Source organism: Natrinema sp. H-ect1, assembly GCF_041821105.1.
Lineage (GTDB): Archaea > Halobacteriota > Halobacteria > Halobacteriales > Natrialbaceae > Natrinema > Natrinema thermotolerans.
This window is the reverse complement of record NZ_JBGUBA010000002.1, coordinates 379,369-399,176: the sequence shown is the minus strand read 5'-3', so window position 1 is coordinate 399,176 and position 19,808 is coordinate 379,369. Positions and strand designations below refer to the sequence as shown.

At 63.0% G+C, this 19,808-nt stretch carries 21 protein-coding genes and 1 pseudogene; 11 read left to right on the top strand and 11 right to left on the bottom strand.

Features of this window, described 5'->3' with window-relative positions; translation table 11 throughout:
• The first annotated feature begins 206 nt into the window (after window positions 1-206).
• Window positions 207-1,463: an RNA-guided endonuclease TnpB family protein gene (locus ACERIM_RS06175; protein WP_373631737.1), complete on the top strand. Its 1,257-nt coding sequence runs from the start codon at window positions 207-209 to the stop codon at window positions 1,461-1,463.
• Between the two features lie 50 nt (window positions 1,464-1,513).
• Here ACERIM_RS06175 and ACERIM_RS06170 read toward each other — a convergent pair whose 3' ends face one another.
• From ACERIM_RS06170 to ACERIM_RS06155, 4 genes and pseudogenes are all read right to left on the bottom strand, one after another.
• Window positions 1,514-2,764, bottom strand: a complete 1,251-nt coding sequence (locus ACERIM_RS06170; RefSeq protein ID WP_006647771.1) for a digeranylgeranylglycerophospholipid reductase — start codon at window positions 2,762-2,764, stop codon at window positions 1,514-1,516.
• A 250-nt stretch (window positions 2,765-3,014) separates the two neighbouring features.
• Entirely contained in the window at window positions 3,015-3,431 is a 417-nt protein-coding gene (locus ACERIM_RS06165; protein WP_006647772.1) for a universal stress protein, read from the bottom strand.
• Between the two features lie 109 nt (window positions 3,432-3,540).
• Window positions 3,541-4,232, bottom strand: a pseudogene (locus ACERIM_RS06160) (triose-phosphate isomerase).
• Window positions 4,233-4,237: 5 nt separating this feature from the next.
• Window positions 4,238-4,387 (bottom strand): hypothetical protein, encoded by a 150-nt coding sequence (locus tag ACERIM_RS06155; protein WP_162834895.1) that lies wholly within the window; start codon window positions 4,385-4,387, stop codon window positions 4,238-4,240.
• 180 nt (window positions 4,388-4,567) lie between these two features.
• Here ACERIM_RS06155 and ACERIM_RS06150 point away from each other — a divergent pair, with 180 nt between their 5' ends.
• Window positions 4,568-4,807, top strand: coding sequence for a hypothetical protein (locus tag ACERIM_RS06150; protein ID WP_006647775.1), 240 nt, complete (start codon window positions 4,568-4,570; stop codon window positions 4,805-4,807).
• A gap of 27 nt (window positions 4,808-4,834) precedes the next feature.
• On the opposite strand, the gene ACERIM_RS06145 is transcribed toward ACERIM_RS06150, so the two are convergent.
• Both ACERIM_RS06145 and nirK read right to left on the bottom strand, forming a co-directional pair.
• Entirely contained in the window at window positions 4,835-5,626 is a 792-nt protein-coding gene (locus ACERIM_RS06145) for a hypothetical protein (protein ID WP_006181557.1), read from the bottom strand.
• 227 nt (window positions 5,627-5,853) lie between these two features.
• Window positions 5,854-6,912, bottom strand: coding sequence for a copper-containing nitrite reductase (gene nirK, locus ACERIM_RS06140; protein WP_373632011.1), 1,059 nt, complete (start codon window positions 6,910-6,912; stop codon window positions 5,854-5,856).
• A 314-nt stretch (window positions 6,913-7,226) separates the two neighbouring features.
• Here nirK and ACERIM_RS06135 point away from each other — a divergent pair, with 314 nt between their 5' ends.
• Window positions 7,227-7,475 (top strand): hypothetical protein, encoded by a 249-nt coding sequence (locus ACERIM_RS06135; protein ID WP_049965882.1) that lies wholly within the window; start codon window positions 7,227-7,229, stop codon window positions 7,473-7,475.
• Here the strand turns inward: ACERIM_RS06135 and ACERIM_RS06130 are convergent.
• The 3 genes from ACERIM_RS06130 to ACERIM_RS06120 all read right to left on the bottom strand — a co-directional run bounded on the left by ACERIM_RS06130 (window position 7,438) and on the right by ACERIM_RS06120 (window position 9,838).
• On the bottom strand, window positions 7,438-8,367 hold the full coding sequence (locus ACERIM_RS06130; RefSeq protein WP_373631736.1) for a ribonucleotide reductase: 930 nt from the start codon (window positions 8,365-8,367) through the stop codon (window positions 7,438-7,440). The genes ACERIM_RS06135 and ACERIM_RS06130 overlap by 38 nt on opposite strands.
• Window positions 8,368-8,490: 123 nt before the next feature.
• Complete coding sequence (locus ACERIM_RS06125; RefSeq protein ID WP_373631735.1) at window positions 8,491-8,994, bottom strand: hypothetical protein; 504 nt, start codon at window positions 8,992-8,994, stop codon at window positions 8,491-8,493.
• Between the two features lie 100 nt (window positions 8,995-9,094).
• The gene (locus tag ACERIM_RS06120) at window positions 9,095-9,838 is read right to left on the bottom strand and encodes an Lrp/AsnC family transcriptional regulator (protein WP_049965879.1); all 744 of its coding nucleotides are present in this window, start codon (window positions 9,836-9,838) and stop codon (window positions 9,095-9,097) included.
• 430 nt (window positions 9,839-10,268) lie between these two features.
• On the opposite strand from ACERIM_RS06120, the gene ACERIM_RS06115 reads away from it, so the two are divergent.
• The 6 genes from ACERIM_RS06115 (at window position 10,269) to ACERIM_RS06090 (ending at window position 15,362) form a co-directional block, all read left to right on the top strand.
• Window positions 10,269-10,628 carry a hypothetical protein gene (locus tag ACERIM_RS06115; RefSeq protein WP_049965878.1) on the top strand — a complete coding sequence of 120 codons (360 nt, stop codon included), beginning with the start codon at window positions 10,269-10,271 and terminating at the stop codon, window positions 10,626-10,628.
• On the top strand, window positions 10,621-11,094 hold the full coding sequence (locus ACERIM_RS06110; RefSeq protein WP_373631734.1) for a universal stress protein: 474 nt from the start codon (window positions 10,621-10,623) through the stop codon (window positions 11,092-11,094). The genes ACERIM_RS06115 and ACERIM_RS06110 overlap by 8 nt, the downstream gene beginning before the upstream one ends.
• A 24-nt stretch (window positions 11,095-11,118) precedes the next feature.
• Window positions 11,119-11,805, top strand: a complete 687-nt coding sequence (locus tag ACERIM_RS06105; RefSeq protein WP_373631733.1) for a TrkA family potassium uptake protein — start codon at window positions 11,119-11,121, stop codon at window positions 11,803-11,805.
• Window positions 11,806-11,906: 101 nt separating this feature from the next.
• Complete coding sequence (locus ACERIM_RS06100; protein WP_373632009.1) at window positions 11,907-13,436, top strand: TrkH family potassium uptake protein; 1,530 nt, start codon at window positions 11,907-11,909, stop codon at window positions 13,434-13,436.
• A gap of 118 nt (window positions 13,437-13,554) precedes the next feature.
• The gene (locus tag ACERIM_RS06095) at window positions 13,555-14,220 is read left to right on the top strand and encodes a TrkA family potassium uptake protein (RefSeq protein WP_373631732.1); all 666 of its coding nucleotides are present in this window, start codon (window positions 13,555-13,557) and stop codon (window positions 14,218-14,220) included.
• A gap of 2 nt (window positions 14,221-14,222) precedes the next feature.
• A complete protein-coding gene (locus tag ACERIM_RS06090) occupies window positions 14,223-15,362 on the top strand; it encodes a universal stress protein (protein ID WP_373631731.1) in 1,140 nt (379 codons plus the stop codon).
• A gap of 252 nt (window positions 15,363-15,614) precedes the next feature.
• Here the strand turns inward: ACERIM_RS06090 and ACERIM_RS06085 are convergent, their stop codons facing one another.
• Window positions 15,615-15,821, bottom strand: coding sequence for a cold-shock protein (locus tag ACERIM_RS06085; RefSeq protein ID WP_006180818.1), 207 nt, complete (start codon window positions 15,819-15,821; stop codon window positions 15,615-15,617).
• A gap of 204 nt (window positions 15,822-16,025) precedes the next feature.
• On the opposite strand from ACERIM_RS06085, the gene ACERIM_RS06080 reads away from it, so the two are divergent.
• On the top strand, window positions 16,026-16,295 hold the full coding sequence (locus ACERIM_RS06080) for a hypothetical protein (protein WP_049965871.1): 270 nt from the start codon (window positions 16,026-16,028) through the stop codon (window positions 16,293-16,295).
• A gap of 49 nt (window positions 16,296-16,344) precedes the next feature.
• Here the strand turns inward: ACERIM_RS06080 and ACERIM_RS06075 are convergent, their stop codons facing one another.
• Complete coding sequence (locus tag ACERIM_RS06075; protein ID WP_006647780.1) at window positions 16,345-16,578, bottom strand: hypothetical protein; 234 nt, start codon at window positions 16,576-16,578, stop codon at window positions 16,345-16,347.
• A gap of 226 nt (window positions 16,579-16,804) precedes the next feature.
• On the opposite strand from ACERIM_RS06075, the gene uvrA reads away from it, so the two are divergent.
• A complete protein-coding gene (uvrA, locus tag ACERIM_RS06070; RefSeq protein WP_373631730.1) occupies window positions 16,805-19,768 on the top strand; it encodes an excinuclease ABC subunit UvrA in 2,964 nt (987 codons plus the stop codon).
• Window positions 19,769-19,808: the final 40 nt, after the last annotated feature.

Below are 19,808 nucleotides of genomic sequence, written 5' to 3'. Positions count from 1 at the left end.
TCAACTATGTAACCCACAGACTACAGCAGCCCGAATACCAAACGGAGTCTATTAGTGACAAGAAAACGTACAAAGAATTGTGCGAACTGAAATCGATATGGAGCGAGGGAGCGACCTCCATGAACGAGTAAAGGACTACGCCCGCGACAATGGCATCCGGCATCCTCGCGCCTACGCTGAACTAATCGAGAAAGGATTAGACGCCAGTGACGACGATAACTAAGACACTTCAAGCGACGCTCGCCCCACCGACAGCTCACAAACAGTCAAAACTGAACGACCTGCTCGAGACTTACCGTGAGGGCCTACAAGAGGCGTTCGACGCTGGGGCGAGTACCATGTCGGATGTAAGCGATATTGTGACGCCCTACGACCTACCGTATCAGGCGAAGGCTGCCCTCTGCAACTACGTTCCGAAACTTCACAAGACGTACAACGCGGAGGAGTTGGACGACGAACACCCGATACGGCTCACGAATCAAGCTGCGAAGTTCGACCACTCTGATGAACGGAAATACGAGTTTACATGGTGGGTTCCCCGACCCGGCCGGGGGACGAACTTCTGGATACCGCTCCGCATCAACCCCGAACAGAAAGATCTCTGGCATGATCTCGTATCAGGGGATACGAAGGCGGGGGAGATACGGCTTCAGAAGCACCGGAAGAACTGGGTACTGCACGTCACCGTCGAGTACCCGGTCGAAAAACCATCTACGGACGGTGACACCACACACATCGGCTTAGACATCGGAGAAACCGCCCTGATAACGGGCTGTGCCCTCAAGGACGGTTCTCCGACTGACCCATTCGTGTGTGACGGAAGCAGAGCGAAGCACCTCCGCAAAGAGATGCACACCACCCTGAAACGACTCCAAGAGCGTGACGCATCCGAGTGGCGGATTGAAGACCGATTCAGCCACTACCAGAACACACTCACCGACATCGTAGAGAAAGCATCTCGACATGCCGTCGAGTATGCCAAACAGTTTGAGAACCCGGTGTTGGTGATGGAGGACTTAACGTACATCAGAGAACGCCTCGACTACGGGAAGTACATGAACCGTCGCCTTCACTCATGGGCGTTCGCCCGACTTCAAGGACGCATCGAGGACAAAGCGACGGAAGCAGGCATCCCGGTTGAGTACGTGAATCCAGCGTACACCTCGCAGACGTGCCACTCGTGCCACCGCATCGGTCGGCGGGATTCACAAGCCGAGTTCCGGTGTCTGCACGACGACTGCCACGTTTCGACGTTTCAGGCCGACATCAATGCTTCCGCGAATATCGCACAACGGGTTGACCCGTGGGGAGAGAGCGTCCCGCTTGACAAGGCGGAACGCGATGACTCGCCTCGGGATGGGAGCGGTTGTGACACCGCCACGACTCACTGTGAGACGAGCTCACCACAGCAGATGACTCTCACGGTCTTCCAAGAGTCGAAACCCTCTGCCAGTGACGACTGACTGGTATTCCCCATGCCGGGGAAGCCTCGCCGTTTACGGCGAGGAGGATGTCACACCAGCGATCGGAGGTCCAGATCGAAGTGCTGTTTCGCGAGTTGGGCGAGCATCGGCGCGTCCTCGAGTTCGAGCAGGCGCGCGATGGCACGGAAGTTCCCCTTGTTCGCCTTGGCCAGCGTGTCGTCGTCGAGGCGCTCGAGGTCCCGCATGAGCTTGTCGTAGCGCTCGTTGGGTGCGAGATAGAGGAGGCGAGTCATCAGCAGCCGGTTGTCGACGTTGGGCGCGACGTCGCGGTGCCAGAGGGTGTCATAGACCGCGAGGTTCTCGGCGGTGGGCTCGATGTCGTCGTGTTTGAGACAGCTGTCGGCGGCCATGGCGGCCACCCGGCCCGACTGCATGCACTTGTTGATCCCCTCGCCCCAGAGCGGGTCGACGGTCGGGACCGTGTCGCCGATGGCCATGAACCGGTCGGTGTGGAGCTGTCCGGGCTTTTGGATGTGGGCCGAGCCGCGGTGTTGCTTGCCGGCGATCTTTTCGGCCTCGCTGAATCGAGGGTCGGTCTCGAGCCAGTGTTCCATGTAGTCGTCGATGGTGTGGCCGTCCTTGGCGTAGCGGCTGTGGTGTTCGTTCTGGATGTAACAGAGGCCGACCTTGGCGGTGTCCTCGCCGGTGTGGAAGATCCACGAGTAGCCGCCGGGCGCGATCTCGTGGTCGAGTCGGAGCATCATCGCGTCCCGCAGGTCGGCAAAGCCGGGGCGGTCGATATCGATCCCCTCGAACTCGTACTCGATGCCGATGGCGTGGTTCTCGCGTTTGAGGTCGACGACGTCGAGTTGCTTCGCGAGGGGGGCGCTCGGCCCCGTCGCGTCGACGACGATATCGCCGTACACCTCTTTGTCGCCGTTGTATCTGACGCCGGCGATCTCGCCGCCCTCCATGATGGGCGCGGTCACGCGGGCGTCGAACCGATACTCCGCACCCGTTTCGCGCCCGTCTTCAACGAGGTACCGCTTGAAATCCGCGAACTCCAGTACCGCACCGGGCTGGTCCCGGACGTAGTGTTCGGTCGGGGACTCGAGGACGACGCTGTCGGTGTACTGCATCACTACGTCGTCGGGGATACCGAACGCGGACATCATCGAGTGGAAGGTTCCCGCAGTGGACTTGTTGCTCTGGCGCGGGAACTCGTCCTCCGCTTCGGTCTCGAGGACGACGACGTCGTACCCCCTGGCAGCGATATCGCGGGCACACTGTGCGCCGGCGGGACCGGCACCGGCGATGACTACGTCGTAGCGGTCGTTCATGTAATCGGGACTGTAGCGGACCTTAATTAGTTTGTCCAGTTACGATGGGCGGTACGTAGTGGAATCCCTTGAGTACCGGGCCTGACTCGGGAGAACCGATAGACCGGTCGTACAGCATCGATACCGGGAGATACTCCGCCAATCGAACAGGTCCGTCGGAACGGATTTGCGTCTCGATCGTAACGCCGTGAGCATAGTTGCCATAGAATAGAGAGTTCTTCGAGGCCGTCCACGACGAGACGCCGGGTCGCTACCGGACGATCGTCACGGGGACGGGCGCCTGTCGGGCGATCCGTTCGGCGACGCTGCCGAGCAGTACCCGCGAGAACCCGGTCCGGCCGTGACTCCCGACGACGATCCGGTCGACGCCGTTCTCGACGGCGAAGTCGACGATCGTCTCGGCCGGTTGGCCGACGATCGTCTCCGTCTCGAGCGCACAGTCGTACTCGGCCGCGCGCTCTTCGGCCTCGACGAGCAACTCCTCGGCGGCCTCCCGCTGGCGCTCGAGCAGTCCCTCCGGGCCCAGATGTGCCATCTCGCCGTAGCCGCTATCGGTCGGATCGACCGCGTGGACGACGGTGAGGTCGTCGTCGGGATGCTCCCGGCAGGCGAACTCGAGGGCCGCCCACCCCGGTTCCGAGTCATCGAGCGCGACCAGTTGGTGCATACCGGACCGTACGCCGACCACCCACTTGAGTGTCAGGCTCCCTCACACCTAGTGACGACTGACTGTCCCGCAAACCGAGTTGCCGCGAGCGAATCGACTCAGGCTGCAGTCACTCAGCCGATCCGGCCGGTGGGACGGCCGTCGCGATCGATCGCAGCCACGAGTCCCGATCCGCGGCCTCGAGGGCCGCGGAGGCGGCCCCGTCGCGTCGACGCCACACTCGAACGCGCGGGCGACGTCCGCGGCGGTGCGGACCCCGCCGCCGACGAACGTCCTCGTCGCCGGGCGTTCGTCGGCGACCGTCTCGACGAACGCCGCGATCCGCTCGGGGTCGCTCCGGATCAGCCCCGCGTCGCTGCCGATATCGGCCGGCCGCTCGAAGAGCAGACAGTCCGGCTCGGCGGCCAGCGCCATCCGGGTCGTCGCCCGGCTCTCGACGGCGACGATCGAGTCGAGGCCCAGTTCGCGACACCGGTCCACCGCACGCTCGAGGGCCGTGAACGCGACCTCGTTCTCCGGATGGGAGACGTAGACGGCGTCGGCCCCCGCGGCCGCGACCGCCTCGAGGGAGAGGTCGCCCACGCCACACTCCGCCCGTGGGGTACCCGCCTGCGCGACGACGAGCAGGTCGGTTCGCTCGGCGACGCGCCGGAGGTCGGGGGGCTGCGGAGCGACGGCGAACCGACGCCCCGTTTCGTCGGCGACGCGGTCGATCGTTTCCGCGAACGCGAGGCCGTCGTCGCCGGCCGTCCCCTCGGCGGTCTTGAAATTGACCAGGAAGAAGGGGTACTCGAGGCCCATCCCCGTTACTCGGAGTAGCCCTCCTGTAAGAACGCTCCCTCGGTCTCGTACATCGAGACCAGTTCCTCGATGAGTTCCTCGGGCGATTGGCCCTCCTCGCAGTGGCTTTCGAGTCGCTCCGCCAGATCGTCGCCGATCTCGAGTGTCTGTGTCATGGGTACGTGTGGTGCGGCCGGTCCGCGTTCCGTCAGCCGTACAGTCTGCACCCAGCGGCAAATAGTCCGGGGACACACAGCCGAAATCGGCCGGATGCCGGCCGATTCTCGCCTGCGGCCGTCCCCCGCCGGCACGGGACGGCCGGTCGTTTACCCCGATCCCCCTCGTATCCGCTCCCCGTGACAGCACCACTGACCGACGACGCGGTCGGCAAGACCGTCGTCGACGTCGAAGGCAAGGAACTGGGCATCGTCGCGAAAGTCGAGAACGGCAGCGCGTACGTCGATCCCGATCCCAGTCTGACCGAACAGGTCCTCGCCTCGGTCGGCTGGGAGGGCGAAGACGACGAGGACTACGTCGTTACCGAGGACATGCTTCGCCGCGTCGACAACGAGGTCGTCCTGCGGGGCGAACTCTAGTCGCTGCGTTCGCACCAGCCGACAGCGTCACTCGAACGACCCGTCGTCCAGCGACTGTTCGCGCCAGGTCGTCCAGTCGTACATCCGCTCGAGTTCGCCGCCCTGCTGGCGGATTGCCACGGCGGTGTTGAACAGGAACGCGGCGACCAGTGAGGTCCCGACGAGCCACGCGGCGTCGGCGAGTGCCCCGTAGCCTGCGAGGTGGTTCGTCACCAGATCGACGAAGACGACGGCAGTGACACAGACGATCGCCGGCAGCAGGTGTCGCGTCAGGGCGGCGAATGTCGTCCCCTCGTGGACCCGCACGGCGCGGACGCCGTACAACACCGCCCACGCGGAGGTGACGATCCAGCCGACCGCGACCACCAGCCGGGTCGAGGCGGTCTGTGCGAGGAAGGCCCCCCACCACGCGGCGACGAAGCCGGCGATGACGACGTAATCCGCCCACGCCGGCAACAGCCGGGACCGGTCGCCCGCAGCCGGCTGGTCGTGGTACATCGCACGGATCGCCAACGCGATAAAGAGGAAGAAAAAGAGGATCGCGCCGTCGACGAACCGGCCGATCCACTCGGGCTCGAGCAACAGCGAGGCGACGCCTGAGACGGCGTAGACGATCGCCGCGCCGATGCCGATCAACAGATACCACTGTTCGGTGGTGGCTTCGACGGCCAGCACCTCTCGCACGTAGATAATAGCATAATAGAGCAATACGACGGCTGCGACGCCCATCGCGAGGTACGCGAACAGCCGTCCGATCGCGACCGTCGTGGCCGGATCGCTGGCATCGAACGTGATCGACGAAATAGGGGCGAACACCATCGGATGAACGTGACAGCCGCGCCAGTATAAGTATGTATCCCTGTTTCCGCCGCTCGGGAAGCCGTCGCGGGCGACCGCGGGTCGTCTGCCCCAGCGTCCGACGTACCGACCAGTGACGAGTCGGTTCGGCGACCGCGGTCGCACCGCTCGAGGCGACGGCCGTCGGTCCAGACGCGGTCAAACGAGTCTCGAGGCGGCGAGAAAGGAATCAGCGGCCGAGTCTCCGCTCACGGATCCTCGTCGTAGATGTCGCGGGTGGGGTCGCCGGTGACGTCGACGACGCCGAGTGCGCCGCGGCGGGCGGCACGAGTCAGGGCGTGGTCGACGATCTTGACCGGTCCCGGCACCGGGAACTCCATTTCGGCCGCAGCGGTGGTGCCGGGTGCGACGGGAGCGGTCTCGACGTTCAGATCGGGGTCGGTCAGGAGGTCGCCGTCGCGGTAGAAGCGACTCCAGACGTTACCGATGGCGTGCCAGGAACTCAGCAGGTTCGGGCCGCCGTTGGCGAAGTACACCCGCGCAGTTTCGCCGGTGTTGGCCTCCATGGGGACGCCGCCGTCGGGGGTGAAGCCGTAGGCCTGGCCGTTGAACACGACGTAGGTGGGCTCTTCCTTGAGCATCGCATCGAAGTCGAAGCCGTGGTGGCCTTCCTCGCCGAGGTCGCCGTCCGTGTAGATCTCGTGCTGGCCGAGGTAGAACTCGTTGTCGACCTCGGGGAGGCCGTCCTCGGGCTCGACGAGGATCGAGCCGAACATACCGCTACTGATGTGCTGGTCCATGTTCGGGATCGCGCAGTGGTAGATGAACACGCCGGCGTAATCGGCGGTGAAGCTGATCTGGGTGGGATCATCGCCGGGCGCGATCGTGGTCGCGTCGGCACCGCCACCGGGGCCGTAGACCGCGTGGAAGTCCATGTTGTGAGCGGCCACGTTCAGGTCGTCGGGGACGTCGAAGGTGAGGTTCACCCGGTCGCCGCGGCGCACCCGGAGCATCGGCCCGGGCACCTGCCCCTCGAAGGTCATGTAGTCGAAGGTGACCCCGGGCTCGATCTCGGCCGTGACCCGCTCGGTCCGGATCGTGACGTCGTGTTCGCGGGGCTCGTTCCAGTCGACCGGGTCCGGAATGTCGGTCGGGTCCCGCGCGATGCGGTCGACGTCGACGGCTTTGGCCGCTGGCAGCCCCTCGTCCTCAGCCGCCGACTGGTCGCCGTTCCCGCTGTCGGTCTGCGTGTCGCCACCGAGGCAGCCGGCGACTGCCAACGCGCCGGTCGCTCCGATCGCCTGCATCGCCCGTCGTCGGGTGAGATTGGATTGGGTCATTGGTCTTCTCCTCACGTGGTCGTATCGGGGATATACGTACAGGGGCATCGACGATTCTCGAGCAGTGGTAAGCGAATTGATCGTTCCCGATATATCGTGGGTATTTAAGTAGCGAATCGAATACCGGATTGATTTGACCGAAAAGAGAGGTTTCAGACGGGTCGAGACGGGGGAGAAATCGACAGCTGACGTCGAGTCCTCGATTTCCCGATACGAGAAGGCCCGCTCGACCGTCGGGGAGGCCGCCAGAGCGAACACGGGACGGCACGAACGGTCGGCCGATGGATCCGATCGAGTTACGCGAGGCGGTGCCCGTCCTCGAGTCGAGCGTCTACTGTAACTGTGGGGCCGGCGTCACCGAGCGGGGGATCGTCGCCCGACCGCTATCGACGCCCGACGCGATCCGGGCGTCGATCCACGCGTTCAACAGCGCGGCCGACGCGGACGCTGCTCGAGGCACTGTAGCGATTCGCGAAACCGGACCGGCGGAAGTCAGTCGGCGGCCTGTCGCTCCTCGAGGGCGGATCTAACGTCGCCGTACCGCTCGAACCGTTCGGCACCGATGTAGTCGACGGTGTCTTGCAGGTACTGGGCGAGCTGTTTGCCGATCTGTTGCTGGTCGTAGCCGTCGAAGGGCTGCTCGTCGTAGATCGGGTCGGCGAGCAGTCGATTCTCGACGTACTCCTCGATGCGGGGCTCGTAGACGTCGGTGACGATGTCCGGTTCGGCCACGGCCAACTGCTGTAAGACCCAGCGGCCGTTCTCGATGTGGCGGGTCTCGTCCTGTCGGACCTTACCGATGGCTTCCTGGAACGACTCGAGGACGATGTCCCGCCCCATTGCCTCGGCTTTCAGTTCGATCATCTGATCGAAGCTGAGGTAGCCGCCGCGGGCGAGTTGCGCCTCGACGATCCCCATGTAGTTCAGGTAGGCTTCCCCGAGGGTGTAGACGAGTTCAGTCCGGTCACCGCCGTTGATCGCCGCGAGGAGGTCGTCCGCGGTGTCGTAGAGGTCGTCCGTGCTGTACCCCTGCTCCTGATAGCCGCCCTCGCGGTAGGGGGCCGTCTCCTGCGTGCCGAAGACCTCCTCGAAGTACCGGCTGAAGAGGTCGGTGTGTTTGGCCTCCTCGTAGACCTGCTGGGCCAGGTACATCTCCTCTTGGACGGTGTCGAAGGGCATCTCCTCGTTGGGCAGGGCGTCCAGCGCCATCATGTACGGCGCGAGCGTCCGGGTGACGTCCTCCTCGCCGTCGTAGAAGCCCGAACACGTCGCGAGGAACCGGTGTTGTTCCGCCTCGGTGAACGACGCCCAGTCCTCCCGATCCCGATCGAGGTCGTACTCGTCGGGGTCCCACGTCCCCTCCCGTTTGCCCTTCCGATAGAGTTCGTACGACGTCTCTCGATCGCTGTAGTCGATTGTCATGTGATGGCACAGCAATGTATATCGCAATGAGTGTTCCGGTCAGTTTCACGCGCGGCCGTGAGAATCAGAACTGGCGGTCGGGAATCGGCGAAAAGTGCCCGCGTCGCAGTTCGGTTTCGACCGCTACTCCGACGGCGACTCGGCCGACGCGGCGGCCGTCTCGAGCATCGTCTCCCGCTCGTCGAAGTAGGCCGGCGCGTCGGCGTCGGCCTCGAACTCGATGACCCGGGTCAGGGCCGTCTGGCCGTCCTCGACGTCCGCGGCCAACTCCTCGGCGAGGTCGGTATAGTCGGCCGCCAGGTCCTGAAACGCCTGCATCCGGGCCTGTTTGGCCTCGACGAGGAGCTGTTTCTCCTCGAGTTCCGCCTGTAACTCCTCGATCGCCGCGACGTCGACCTCGCCGGCGTCGGGGACATCGGCGGTCGAGGGGGTTTCGGTCGCCGGTACCTCGTCGGGCAGGGCCTCGAGGCGCGAGCGGATCTCGGCCATCTCGGCGTCGATCTCGTCGAGGAGGTCGTCGGCCTCCGCGGCCATCGTCTCGACGCTGCCCGAGAGCAGGCCGGCCTGCGTACGACAGTACTCGACGAGGTCGTCGACCGCGAGTGGGTCCGCGGCGTCGTCGCTCATAGTCTCCCTTGGGGCTGCCGGCCGAAGTCACTTTGGTCCCGACGGTGGAGCCGGACGACGGTTCGACTCCGAAGCGTCCGCTCCGCACTCGGTCCGGATTTCACTGCGTCCCGAACACTTCCAGAGAGTCCGTTTCCAACGGGGCCTTCGAGAAGAGGGAGACGACGTCGCCCGTTTGAATAACGGTCTCGCCTTTCGGCGTGAGGACGTCTCCGTCCCGTTCGATCCCGACGACAAGCATTTCGTCGGCCAGCAGTTCTTCATCGACCGCCTCTTCGATAGTCGTGTCCGCGATCTCGGCCCCTTCCGAGACGGTAAATTCGACGACTTCCGCGTCTCCGGCCAGACTCATGAAGTCGGTTAACGACGGTCCCTTGGGCACGTTTTCCGGGCCGAACGGGTTGTACGGCGTGTGATACTCGCCTTCGATAACGCTCTCGTCTTCGATCTCCAACCCGAGATCGGAGAGTTCGCCCGCGATTTTGTTAATCTCGTTCGTGTCCGCTCCGACGACCGTGATCCCCAAGTTCGCGGATCCGGCCATCAACTCCTGGACTGTTATGACGCCCGAAATTTCCAGGGCCGACTGGGCCAGCCGGGCACGATCCGGAATGGGGGCCGTACACCTGAAATGATAGGTGACGTACCCGTCGATGGACTTGTAATCGATATCAGCGAGATACCCGCGAAGGATCCCCTGCTCCTCGAGTTGTGCGATCCGGTTTCGGATCGTTGCCGGCGTCACCTCCATTTCTTCGGCGATATCCGATGTTGCCGTGTTCCGTGCATCCAGTGCCAAATAATAGAGGATGCGTTTGTCGATTTCATCGACGCGCTGGGTCATAGGGAAACTACGTTCAGGGCTCATAAATGTCTTCTCTGAACTCCCGCGTTCGTCCAGCGATGCTGGCGCCGAAACTCCCGCAGACCCGCACACGCGGTATTCGTCTCCGTTTGAGTGAAGCGATTCAACCGATTCGTAACGACGACCCGTCCGCGTCGTTGTCGGGCGGGTGAATCGGAGTCGGCGGGGTCGGAGTCTGACGCGATCCGACACTTGCTACCGATCATACTGGTGCCACTATTTCCGCATACAAAAATTTTCCTGGCCTTAGATTCGCTATAGCGAAATAGAATCAGGCATATTTATGGTGTAGGGGAAATTTGGAGCAGGACAGGAACGTGTCGTGACAGCTAACGTATCGTTCGCGGACCGCATGACCGGCCGTCGTAGTCCGTAGCCGAACGGAAACGGCGGAGATCCAACTCAAAGTATGACAACGACTGATGCCGATCCCCCGGAGACCGTCCCCGAAGAGATCGCTGCTGTCCTCGAAGACAGCAGTGATAGTCAGCTCAGGGAGATAATCAACTACGCGCAACGATGCCTCCGAGAGCAGCCGCCCCTCACTGATACAATCGAAGCACGAAACGGGGAAGAACTCGTTCGCATAGCGGAGTACGACGCATACACGAACGTCGTCGTCGAACGCCCGGACGAGACGGGCGAGGCACGAGGACCGTTCGCCTACCGTGTCAGGTGGGAACCCCACATCAACGACGAAGGGGGAACGTACCGGTGGCACTACCTCGGAAGAGTCTACGGCGGAGTCGAGGGGGACCGAGATGACTGAGCCACTTTTCCGACGGATCGTCGTTCCGATCGCAAACCGCGACGACGCGACAGCGACCGCTACCGCACTCCGTCCGCACGTTGCGGGGACGGATCGTACCGTAATCGTCGTCCACGTTATCGAGAAGAGTAGTGGCGCACCGGATAAGGCGTCGGTTGAGCAACGCAAGCGGTATGCGGAAGACGTCTTCGCCATCGTTTCCGACGGGTTCGACGATTCCCGAATATCGATTGAAACGGATCTTCGCTACGGAACCGACATTGCGACGGCCATCATCGACGCGGCCCACGACAGTGACGCGAGTGCGATCGCGTTCACACCACGAGGGGGCAGTCGCTGGCGGAAACTGTTGACCGGAGACGTCTCTCACAACCTCATCGAAGACAGTGATATCCCCGTTCTCGTTCTCCCTCGACCAAACGGTGAGCGAAGCGCAAGTGAGATCAGACGGAACGCTCGAGACTAGCTGCTAAAATATAAGGGAGCACACATGTATATAATCATCGTCGGAGCGGGCGATATCGGATCGCCACTGATCGACATCGCTACTCGCTCCGGAAACGAGGTCGTAGTGATCGAGAAAGACGGAGCGAAAGCCGACGAGATCGCCGGCACGTACGACTGCCTGGTGCTGAATGCGGATGCGACGATAAAAGAAACGCTGAGTGAAGCCGGTGCCGACCGAGCGGATGCAGTCATCTCGACGACGGACTGGGACGCAACGAACGTCATGGTCTGTTTACTCGCAAAGGAGTTTGGCGTTCCCGCGATCACGTCCGTGGTTCACGATACGAGCCACATGAACCTCTTCCGTCAGGCGGGGGTGAACACGATCGAAAACCCGCAACAGCTCATCGCGGGCTCCCTCTATCGGGCGGTGGCCAGGCCGGCTATCGTCGATTACATGCGAATCGGGGAGGAAGCGGAAGTCTTCGAAATCAGGGTCACAGCGGAGGCACCGATCGCCGGCAAGACCCTCACTGAAGCAGGCGAGGGACAGCTCCTACCGGACGATACCCTGATCGTCGCTATCGAACGGGAGGGCGAAGACAAGCCACAGACACCACGAGGAGACACCCGAATCCGGGCGAACGACCTGCTGACGGTCTATTCTGCGACCGGTGCTGATCCAGAACTCACGGACATCTTCGGCCATTACGAAGACCAATTGGTGTGATTCAAATGCCACATTCGACAGTCGGTCGCTCCGGGTTCGTGGCTGCATCGAAAACGGTCAGTAGGGACATCGGTGCCCTCCAGGTTCTCATTGGGGGACTGATGTCGGTGCCGCTACTCGTTTCACTCCTCTATCAGGAATGGTATAGCGCAGTTGCGTTTCTGATTTCGGGGATGATAACCGCCCTCGGTGGCGCAACCGTGTATAAAATATGCGAAGACGCTCCCGAACCGAAACGCCATCACGCGATGATCGTTGCGGCGCTCGGGTGGTTCGTCACTGCGGCGTTCGGCGCCCTCCCGTTCATCGTTGCCGCCCACATCACGCCACCGCCCGTACTCGACTCGTTCGTCCCGGCGGGGGAGAGCTACGGCTCGAGTCTCCGTTACTTTCGGAACCCCCTCCACGCCTTCTTCGAGAGCATGAGCGGGTATACGACCACGGGGCTGACGATGAGCATCCATGAACCCTCGGTCGGGCACGGGTTCCTCTGGTATCGGTCACAGATGCAGTGGATCGGTGGCGCGGGGATGATCGTCCTCTCGTTGGCGATTCTCAGACAGCCCCACGGGGTCGCAGGCATCTCGCTCTATCAGTCGGAAGGACGAAACGAGAAGTTACGGCCCAGTATCGCCGGTACGGCGCGTGCAATCTGGAAAATTTACGTCGGTATTACCGCTCTGGTCGCCGTGTATCTCGCAGCGGCGACGTTCCTCATCGCCCCGAATTACGGCATCGAGAACACGATCTTCGACGCGATCAATCACGCGATGACCGGGCAGTCCACCGGCGGGTTCAGCACGCTCGACGACTCCATCGCCGGCTACGATTCCTACGCGATGGAACTCGTCCACATCCCCGCGATGATTACCGGCGCGATCTCGATCCCGGTCTACTACGGGGTGCTTTCCGAGCGTGACGTCCGGGAGTTCACTCGAGATCCGCAGGTCAGGGGACTCTGTGCAATGTTCATCGTCGGTGTGGTCGGGCTGACAGCGTTCCTCGCTCGCTGGGTCGGCGTTCCCTATACCGGAGATCCGATAGCGTACCTCGGGAACGTGGTGACGAGTCAGGCGCTCCGTGACGGGCTCTTCCAGTTTATCAGTGCCCAGACGACCACCGGCTGGCAGACGTCCGCGATCGGCGACTGGAACGGCGGCGCAGTCATGGTCATCGTCCTCGGTGCCATGTTGCTCGGCGGGTCCGCAGGTGCGACGGTCGGCGGAATCAAAATCATCCGTGGCCACATCATCGCTCGTGGGATTCGGTGGGAGATCTCCCGCGTGTTCCTCCCGAAGCACGCGATCGATGATCTCCGCATCGGACAACGGAGAGTCACGGCCGATGAAGCCAACGACGAGATACGGGCCGCGACGACCTTTGCGTTCATCTATCTCATCGTACTGGCCGTCTCGCTGTTCGTACTGTTGGCGGTTCTCCCATCGGACTTCACGCTCGCCGACGGGATCTTCGAAGTGGCGACTGCACAGGGTACCGTCGGACTCTCGTCGGGGATCACTGGCCCGGATATGCCGGTTATCGCGGAGCTACTGTTCATCGGTCAGATGTGGATGGGGCGCCTCGAGATCATCCCCGTCCTCGTCCTGCTTAACAGTCTCTTCAGGAGGTGACGTGGATGTTCAACCGGACCGAATCCAGTACGCCCGTCCTCGACGTGCCCGGCCCGCCGACCGGTCATGATCCCTCGGTCGTATCGCTCGTCGACTATCGCCGTCAGACACCATCACAATGTACGTAATCATCATCGGCGCGGGCCGCACCGGAAACACTGTCATCGACCTCGCAACGCGGGACGACCACGAGGTGGTCGTCATCGAACGCGAGACGGAACTAGCCGAAGCAGTGAGTACGACCTACGACTGTCTGGTCCTCAATGCGGATGCGGCATCGAAAGAGATCCTGCTCGAAGCCGGCATCGAAGAGGCGGACGCGCTCATCTCGACAACGGAGAGCGATTCGGTTAATCTCATGATTACCATGTTCGGCAAGCAGTACGGGGTCGAGACGCTCGTGAGTTCGATCAACGACCCCGCCCACATGGAACTGTTCGAGGACCTCGGTGTGAGTATCGTCGAGAGTCCACACCGACTCAACGGCCAGTATCTCTATCGGGCGGTCCAACACCCCGCGATCCAGGACTTTATGCCGATAGCGGGTGGAGCGGAAATCTTCGAAGCCACGGTCGATGCGGGCGCGCCGATCGACGGCCGCAGCCTGATCGGTGCTGACAGGGACGGCCTGCTGCCCGAAGAGACGATTATCGTGGCGATCGTACGGGACGACGGCCTGGTCATTCCACAGGGAGAGACCGAGATCCGAGCGGATGACGTTGTCACGATCTTCGCAAGAAACGGGGCAACGAACCGAGTCACGAATGCGTTCACGGGGCCGTAACCATGGTCGACGGTTCCGAACGAACCGCCGTTCGCATCACCGTCCCACGCCGGTCCGTCGATTCGGATGTGGATTCGTCCCTCCATAGCGGACCGCTCATCCGGACGCCGGAGTATACCGTTGTCGTCCCCGTGACCGACGTATTGCTCGATACCGAGGCGCGGAGCAACGTCCGGCCGTTCCTCCGGACAGCAGTTGCACTCGCAGCGGACAACGACGGCCGGGTACTGTTGCTCGGCCTCGAGACCGTGCCGAACGACGCGTCACTCGAGACGGTTCGACGGTATCTCCGACGGGAACGATCGGCCGACTCCGACGCGGAAGTACCTGAGGCCGTCGAAAAGCAACGCAAGCACGTCGCCCGAATAGCTGAGCGGGTCCGAAAACTCGAGCCGAGCGTCCCGGTTCGGCCAATCGTTCGGGTCGTGAGCGACGCCACGGACGGGATTCGTGACGTCATCGATGACAGGAGGGAGACGGCGGTTCTGTTGCTCCGGGACACCGGGTTCGGTGCGGACGGGCGACGCAGCGTGGGGGCGATTGATTCGATCCTGACTGACGCCGAGTGTGACGTGTTCGTCGAAACGCCGAGCGTGCGAGGAGAAGAGACCCCGCTGTACGTCCCGGACGTCGAGGACCACACTGTCGCTTCGATCGCGGAATCCGAAGCGACGCCGATCGACTCGATACTGTTGCCCGTCGGAGGGGGTCCACACGCCGCCCTCGCTGCGGAAGCAGCACGCGCGCTGGCACGCGCTGTCGATGCGTCAGTCACCGTCCTCCACGTGATTCCCCCTGATGCACCCGCCCAGACGGCGGCTGAGGGGACAGAGATACTGAAATTCGCCGAATACGTCCTTGGCCCCGACGTGACGTCCGAAGTGGAACTCAGAGAGGCCCCCGAGACGGCCGACGAGATCGTACGGGAAGCGAAGACACACGATCTGACATCGATAGGGGCCCCGGAGCAGCAATCCCGATTGGAACAGTTGGTCTTCGAATCAGTTCAGCAGACGCTTTCGGAACTGAACGGGACAACCGTCCTCATGGCTCGAGACGCCGATCGAACCACGCGGTCGCTCTACTACCGGTGGAAGCGGGGTATCGAAGCGAGCGGAGACGAGCGCGAGTCCGTAAACTGACGGCGGTCTCTCCGAAGCGTCGACCGACCCATAGGGGAGAGAGCGGAGAGCAAGCCGTTGGGAGACGGAGGGACTCTGCCCGGAACGGACGGTGCGGTATAGTAGCCGTTGGACGTCATTGCATGCCTGATCGCACGACAGCGGTGCGATCAGTGTGTAAATCGTTTCAGCGACTGCTATCGTTATCGCATGTAGCGTCGTGAAAAAACGCGATCGCCGTTCGTCGCGATGAGCGACAGCGGGCGGTCGGTATTACTTGCGGACGAGGTTCGTCGCGCGGGGTCCCTTGGGGGATGATTCGATGTCGAACTCGACTTCCTGACCCTCCTCGAGGTCCGGACCGCCGACGTCTTCCATGTGGAAGAACACGTCCTCGTCGTCGTCTACTTCGTCGCTGTCAGTCGAAATAAAACCGTAGCCGCCCGTGTCGTTGAAGAAGTCAACCTTACCGTTTGCCATTACAACCACTCGTAGTCCCGACTCGGGGATAACACTTCCGAAAGACCCGCCATCACGGCTCGCCGTCGGAATCGGTCGTTAGTCCGGCGTACTCGTCCGTATGCCAGCGACGCGGCCGTCCGGAGAGAGCGGGCGCGACGGTGCGGCCGTCGCTCACGGAGACAAGTATTTACGCCATGGTAACATGGGCCTACAAGCATCGCTATGAAACCGTGTCACAGCTGTCAGGCGGTCATCGACGAGTATCTCCTGGATAAACAACTCGAACCCCTGCGCGACCTCACGGTCGACGACTTCAACGTCTGTGCGGACTGTGTAACCATCGTCGCGGACGCGTGCGTGGAATGCGGCAACGCGGTGTACGTCCCTCGAGGCAAATCCGCCACCCCCGACTACTGTCCGGCGTGTCGGTCCGATCTCATCGAGCAGACCGGCCACGACCCCGGATGGAATCGCGATCTGCCCTCGGTCTGAACGGCGGTCCCGACTCGAGCGACGACGGAGCGGTCGACGTGCCGGATCGCTATTTTTTGTGGGTGAAGATGACGCCCTTGCCGTCGGCCGAGCCGACACAGAGGTCCAGCTGTTTCGAGAGGTTCAGACTCGTCGGGTTCTCCTTGCAGACGACGAGGTCGTCGAACTGCTCGTCACAGGCCGGGCAGGCGACCGCGACCGTGTTCTGGTAGCTCTTGATCGCCTGGTTCTCCTCCCGAAGCGTCAGCGATGCCGCGAGTTCCTCGAGATCGATCTCGTCCATACGTCCCGTTTCGACCCCGGCGGCATAAAGACGGGCGAAAGCCGCGACCAACGACTGTCGGACGGCCGTTCGGTTCGAGGGGACGGCCTCACGGACCGATTCTGAATGTCAACGCACACCACGGCATTGGGCTTTCAGACTCGTTAAGTTCTTCCGGCCACTGACTCAGTACAATGAATTCGACACCGTATCGCCGACCCGAACAGTCCCGATTTGCGAGCGAACGATGAGCAAGGACACTATCGACGTCCGCGGTGCGGAAGAACACAACCTCAAGGACCTCGACGTGACGATCCCCCGCGAGGAGTTTACCGTCGTCACCGGCCTCTCGGGGTCGGGCAAGTCCTCGCTGGCGTTCGAGACGGTCTACGCCGAAGGGCAACGGCGGTACATCGAGAGCCTCTCGGCCTACGCCCGGAACTTCCTGGGCCAGATGGACAAACCGCAGGTCGAGACCGTTGAGGGACTCTCCCCGGCGATCTCGATCGACCAGAAAAACGCCGCGAACAACCCCCGTTCGACGGTCGGGACGGTGACGGAACTCCACGACTATCTCCGGCTCCTCTACGCACGCGTCGGCACGCCCCACTGTCCCGACTGTGGCCGCGAAGTCGGCGAGCAGAGTGCGCAAAACATGGTCGAGCGCATCCTCGAGTTGCCCGAGGGGACCAAGGCCAAGCTCGCGGCACCGGTCGTCCGCGACCAGAAGGGGGCCTTCGAGGACCTCTTCGAGGAACTCGTCTCGGAGGGCTATGCCCGCGTCGAGATCGACGGGGAGGAGTACGACCTCACGATGGACGATCCGGATCTCGACGAGAACTTCGATCACACCGTCGACGTGATCGTCGACCGCGTGAAGGTCAGCACCGAGGACCGCCCGCGGATCATCGACAGCGTCGAGACGGCGCTTGCCGAGGCCGAGGGCGTCCTGAAGGTCATTCTCCCGGACGCATCCGAGGAGGTCGCCGCCGACCTCGGCGAAGAAGCCCGCCGAACCGGCGCGCTGGGCGAGGAACGCGAGGAGGACGACCGCTTCGTCGTCGAGTTCTCGAAGGACCTCGCCTGCACCCACTGCGGGATCGACGTCCCCGAGATCGAGACGCGTTCGTTCTCGTTCAACTCGCCCCACGGCGCGTGTCCAGAGTGCGAGGGACTGGGCGAGACCAAGGAGGTCGACGAAGACCTCGTCGTCCAAGACGAGTCCAAGCCGCTCAAGCACGTCTTCGAGGCCTGGAGCTACAACCGGTCGTACTACCAAACCCGGCTCGACGCCGTCGCCGAACACTTCGGCGTCTCCCTGTCGACGCCGTTCGAGGACCTCGAGGAATCGATCCAGCAGGCCTTCCTCTACGGGACGGACGAGGAAGTGGTGTTCAAGCGAAGCACCAAGAACGGCACCCGCCGGAAACGGAAGCGCTTCGAGGGGGTCATCCCGAACCTCGAGCGCCGCTACATCGAGACCGACTCCGACTCGACGCGGGACCACATCGAGGACTACATGTCGGTCACGGAGTGTCCGGCCTGTGAGGGCACCCGGCTCAAGCCCGCCAGTCGCGCCGTGTTGGTCGACGACACCGCAATCACGGAGATCAACGCGATGAGCATCGGCGACGCCCTCGATCACTTCGAGTCGATGGAAGCCGACCTCACCGAGCGCGAGAAGGTCATCGCCGAGGAGATCTTAAAGGAGATCCGCGCGCGGCTGAGCTTCATGGTCGAGGTCGGACTCGAGTACCTCACGCTCGATCGGGAGGCGGCCACCCTGTCGGGCGGGGAGAGCCAGCGCATCCGGCTCGCGACCCAGATCGGTTCCGGCCTCGTCGGCGTGTTGTACGTCCTCGACGAGCCCTCGATCGGGCTCCACCAGCGGGACAACGACCGCCTGCTCGACACGCTCGAGGAACTGCGCGACCTCGGCAACACCCTGCTGGTCGTCGAACACGACGAGGAGACGATGCGGCGGGCGGACAACGTCATCGACATGGGGCCCGGCCCCGGCAAGCGCGGCGGCGAGGTCGTCGCCAACGGCACCGTCGAGGAGGTCAAAGCGACCGAGGAGTCGATCACCGGCGATTACCTCTCGGGCCGCAAGCAGATCCCGGTGCCCGACGAGCGACGCGACCCGGAGGGGGCGCTGACCGTCCTCGGGGCGCGCCAGCACAACCTGACGGACCTCGACGTCGACATCCCGCTGGGCTGCTTTACTGCAATTACGGGCGTCTCGGGTTCGGGCAAATCCACGCTCATGCACGAGGTCCTCTACAAGGGGCTGGCCCGCCAGATGAACGACAACACGAGCGTGATCCCGGGCGACCACGACAGCTTGGAGGGTCTCGAGGAAATCGAGACGGCCCGGCTGATCGACCAGTCGCCGATCGGTCGCACGCCCCGGTCGAACCCCGCGACCTACACCGGCGTCTTCGACTACATCCGCGAACTGTTCGCCCAGACGAAGCTGTCGAAACAGCGCGGCTACGAGAAGGGACGGTTCTCCTTCAACGTCAAGGGCGGCCGCTGTGAGGAGTGTGGCGGGCAGGGAACCGTCAAGATCGAGATGAACTTCCTCTCGGACGTCCACGTCCCCTGCGAGGAGTGTGACGGCGCGCGGTACAACGACGCCACGCTGGACGTGACCTACAAGGGGAAGACGATCGCCGACGTCCTCGAGCTGTCCGTCGAGGAGGCCTACGACTTCTTCGAGTCCTCGAGCCGGATCCGCCGCCGGCTGAAGCTGCTGAAAGACGTCGGGCTGGACTACATGAAACTCGGCCAGCCATCGACGACGCTCTCCGGTGGTGAGGCCCAGCGGATCAAGCTGGCGGAGGAGTTGGGGAAGAAAGACTCGGGCGAGACGCTGTACCTGCTCGACGAACCCACGACCGGACTCCACAGCGAGGACGAGCGCAAACTCATCGACGTCCTCCACCGACTGACCGATGACGGCAACACCGTCGTCGTCATCGAACACGAACTCGACCTCGTGAAAAACGCCGACCACATCATCGACCTCGGCCCCGAGGGCGGCGAGAACGGCGGCGAGATCGTCGCCACCGGCACGCCCGAGGCGGTCGCGCGTCTGGACGACTCCCACACCGGCCGCTATCTGCGCGATCTCCTGCCGAAGATCGACCTCGAGGGGCCTCGCGGCGAGCGGGTCGAGCCCGTGACCGCGCCGATGGACGACGACTGACGGCGACGAGCGGTGTCGGCCACCGGGCCGACACGAGGAC

Bases quoted from the DNA above. Each gene is read 5' to 3' on its own strand.
- ACERIM_RS06170 (WP_006647771.1), bottom strand. From the start codon at position 2,764: ATGAACGACCGCTACGACGTAGTCATCGCCGGTGCCGGTCCCGCCGGC.
- ACERIM_RS06165 (WP_006647772.1), bottom strand. From the start codon at position 3,431: ATGCACCAACTGGTCGCGCTCGATGACTCGGAACCGGGGTGGGCGGCC.
- ACERIM_RS06155 (WP_162834895.1), bottom strand. From the start codon at position 4,387: ATGACACAGACACTCGAGATCGGCGACGATCTGGCGGAGCGACTCGAA.
- ACERIM_RS06145 (WP_006181557.1), bottom strand. From the start codon at position 5,626: ATGGTGTTCGCCCCTATTTCGTCGATCACGTTCGATGCCAGCGATCCG.
- nirK (WP_373632011.1), bottom strand. From the start codon at position 6,912: ATGCAGGCGATCGGAGCGACCGGCGCGTTGGCAGTCGCCGGCTGCCTC.
- ACERIM_RS06135 (WP_049965882.1), top strand. From the start codon at position 7,227: ATGGATCCGATCGAGTTACGCGAGGCGGTGCCCGTCCTCGAGTCGAGC.
- ACERIM_RS06130 (WP_373631736.1), bottom strand. From the start codon at position 8,367: ATGACAATCGACTACAGCGATCGAGAGACGTCGTACGAACTCTATCGG.
- ACERIM_RS06125 (WP_373631735.1), bottom strand. From the start codon at position 8,994: ATGAGCGACGACGCCGCGGACCCACTCGCGGTCGACGACCTCGTCGAG.
- ACERIM_RS06120 (WP_049965879.1), bottom strand. From the start codon at position 9,838: ATGACCCAGCGCGTCGATGAAATCGACAAACGCATCCTCTATTATTTG.
- ACERIM_RS06115 (WP_049965878.1), top strand. From the start codon at position 10,269: ATGACAACGACTGATGCCGATCCCCCGGAGACCGTCCCCGAAGAGATC.
- ACERIM_RS06110 (WP_373631734.1), top strand. From the start codon at position 10,621: ATGACTGAGCCACTTTTCCGACGGATCGTCGTTCCGATCGCAAACCGC.
- ACERIM_RS06105 (WP_373631733.1), top strand. From the start codon at position 11,119: ATGTATATAATCATCGTCGGAGCGGGCGATATCGGATCGCCACTGATC.
- ACERIM_RS06100 (WP_373632009.1), top strand. From the start codon at position 11,907: ATGTCGGTGCCGCTACTCGTTTCACTCCTCTATCAGGAATGGTATAGC.
- ACERIM_RS06095 (WP_373631732.1), top strand. From the start codon at position 13,555: ATGTACGTAATCATCATCGGCGCGGGCCGCACCGGAAACACTGTCATC.
- ACERIM_RS06090 (WP_373631731.1), top strand. From the start codon at position 14,223: ATGGTCGACGGTTCCGAACGAACCGCCGTTCGCATCACCGTCCCACGC.
- ACERIM_RS06085 (WP_006180818.1), bottom strand. From the start codon at position 15,821: ATGGCAAACGGTAAGGTTGACTTCTTCAACGACACGGGCGGCTACGGT.
- ACERIM_RS06080 (WP_049965871.1), top strand. From the start codon at position 16,026: ATGAAACCGTGTCACAGCTGTCAGGCGGTCATCGACGAGTATCTCCTG.
- ACERIM_RS06075 (WP_006647780.1), bottom strand. From the start codon at position 16,578: ATGGACGAGATCGATCTCGAGGAACTCGCGGCATCGCTGACGCTTCGG.
- uvrA (WP_373631730.1), top strand. From the start codon at position 16,805: ATGAGCAAGGACACTATCGACGTCCGCGGTGCGGAAGAACACAACCTC.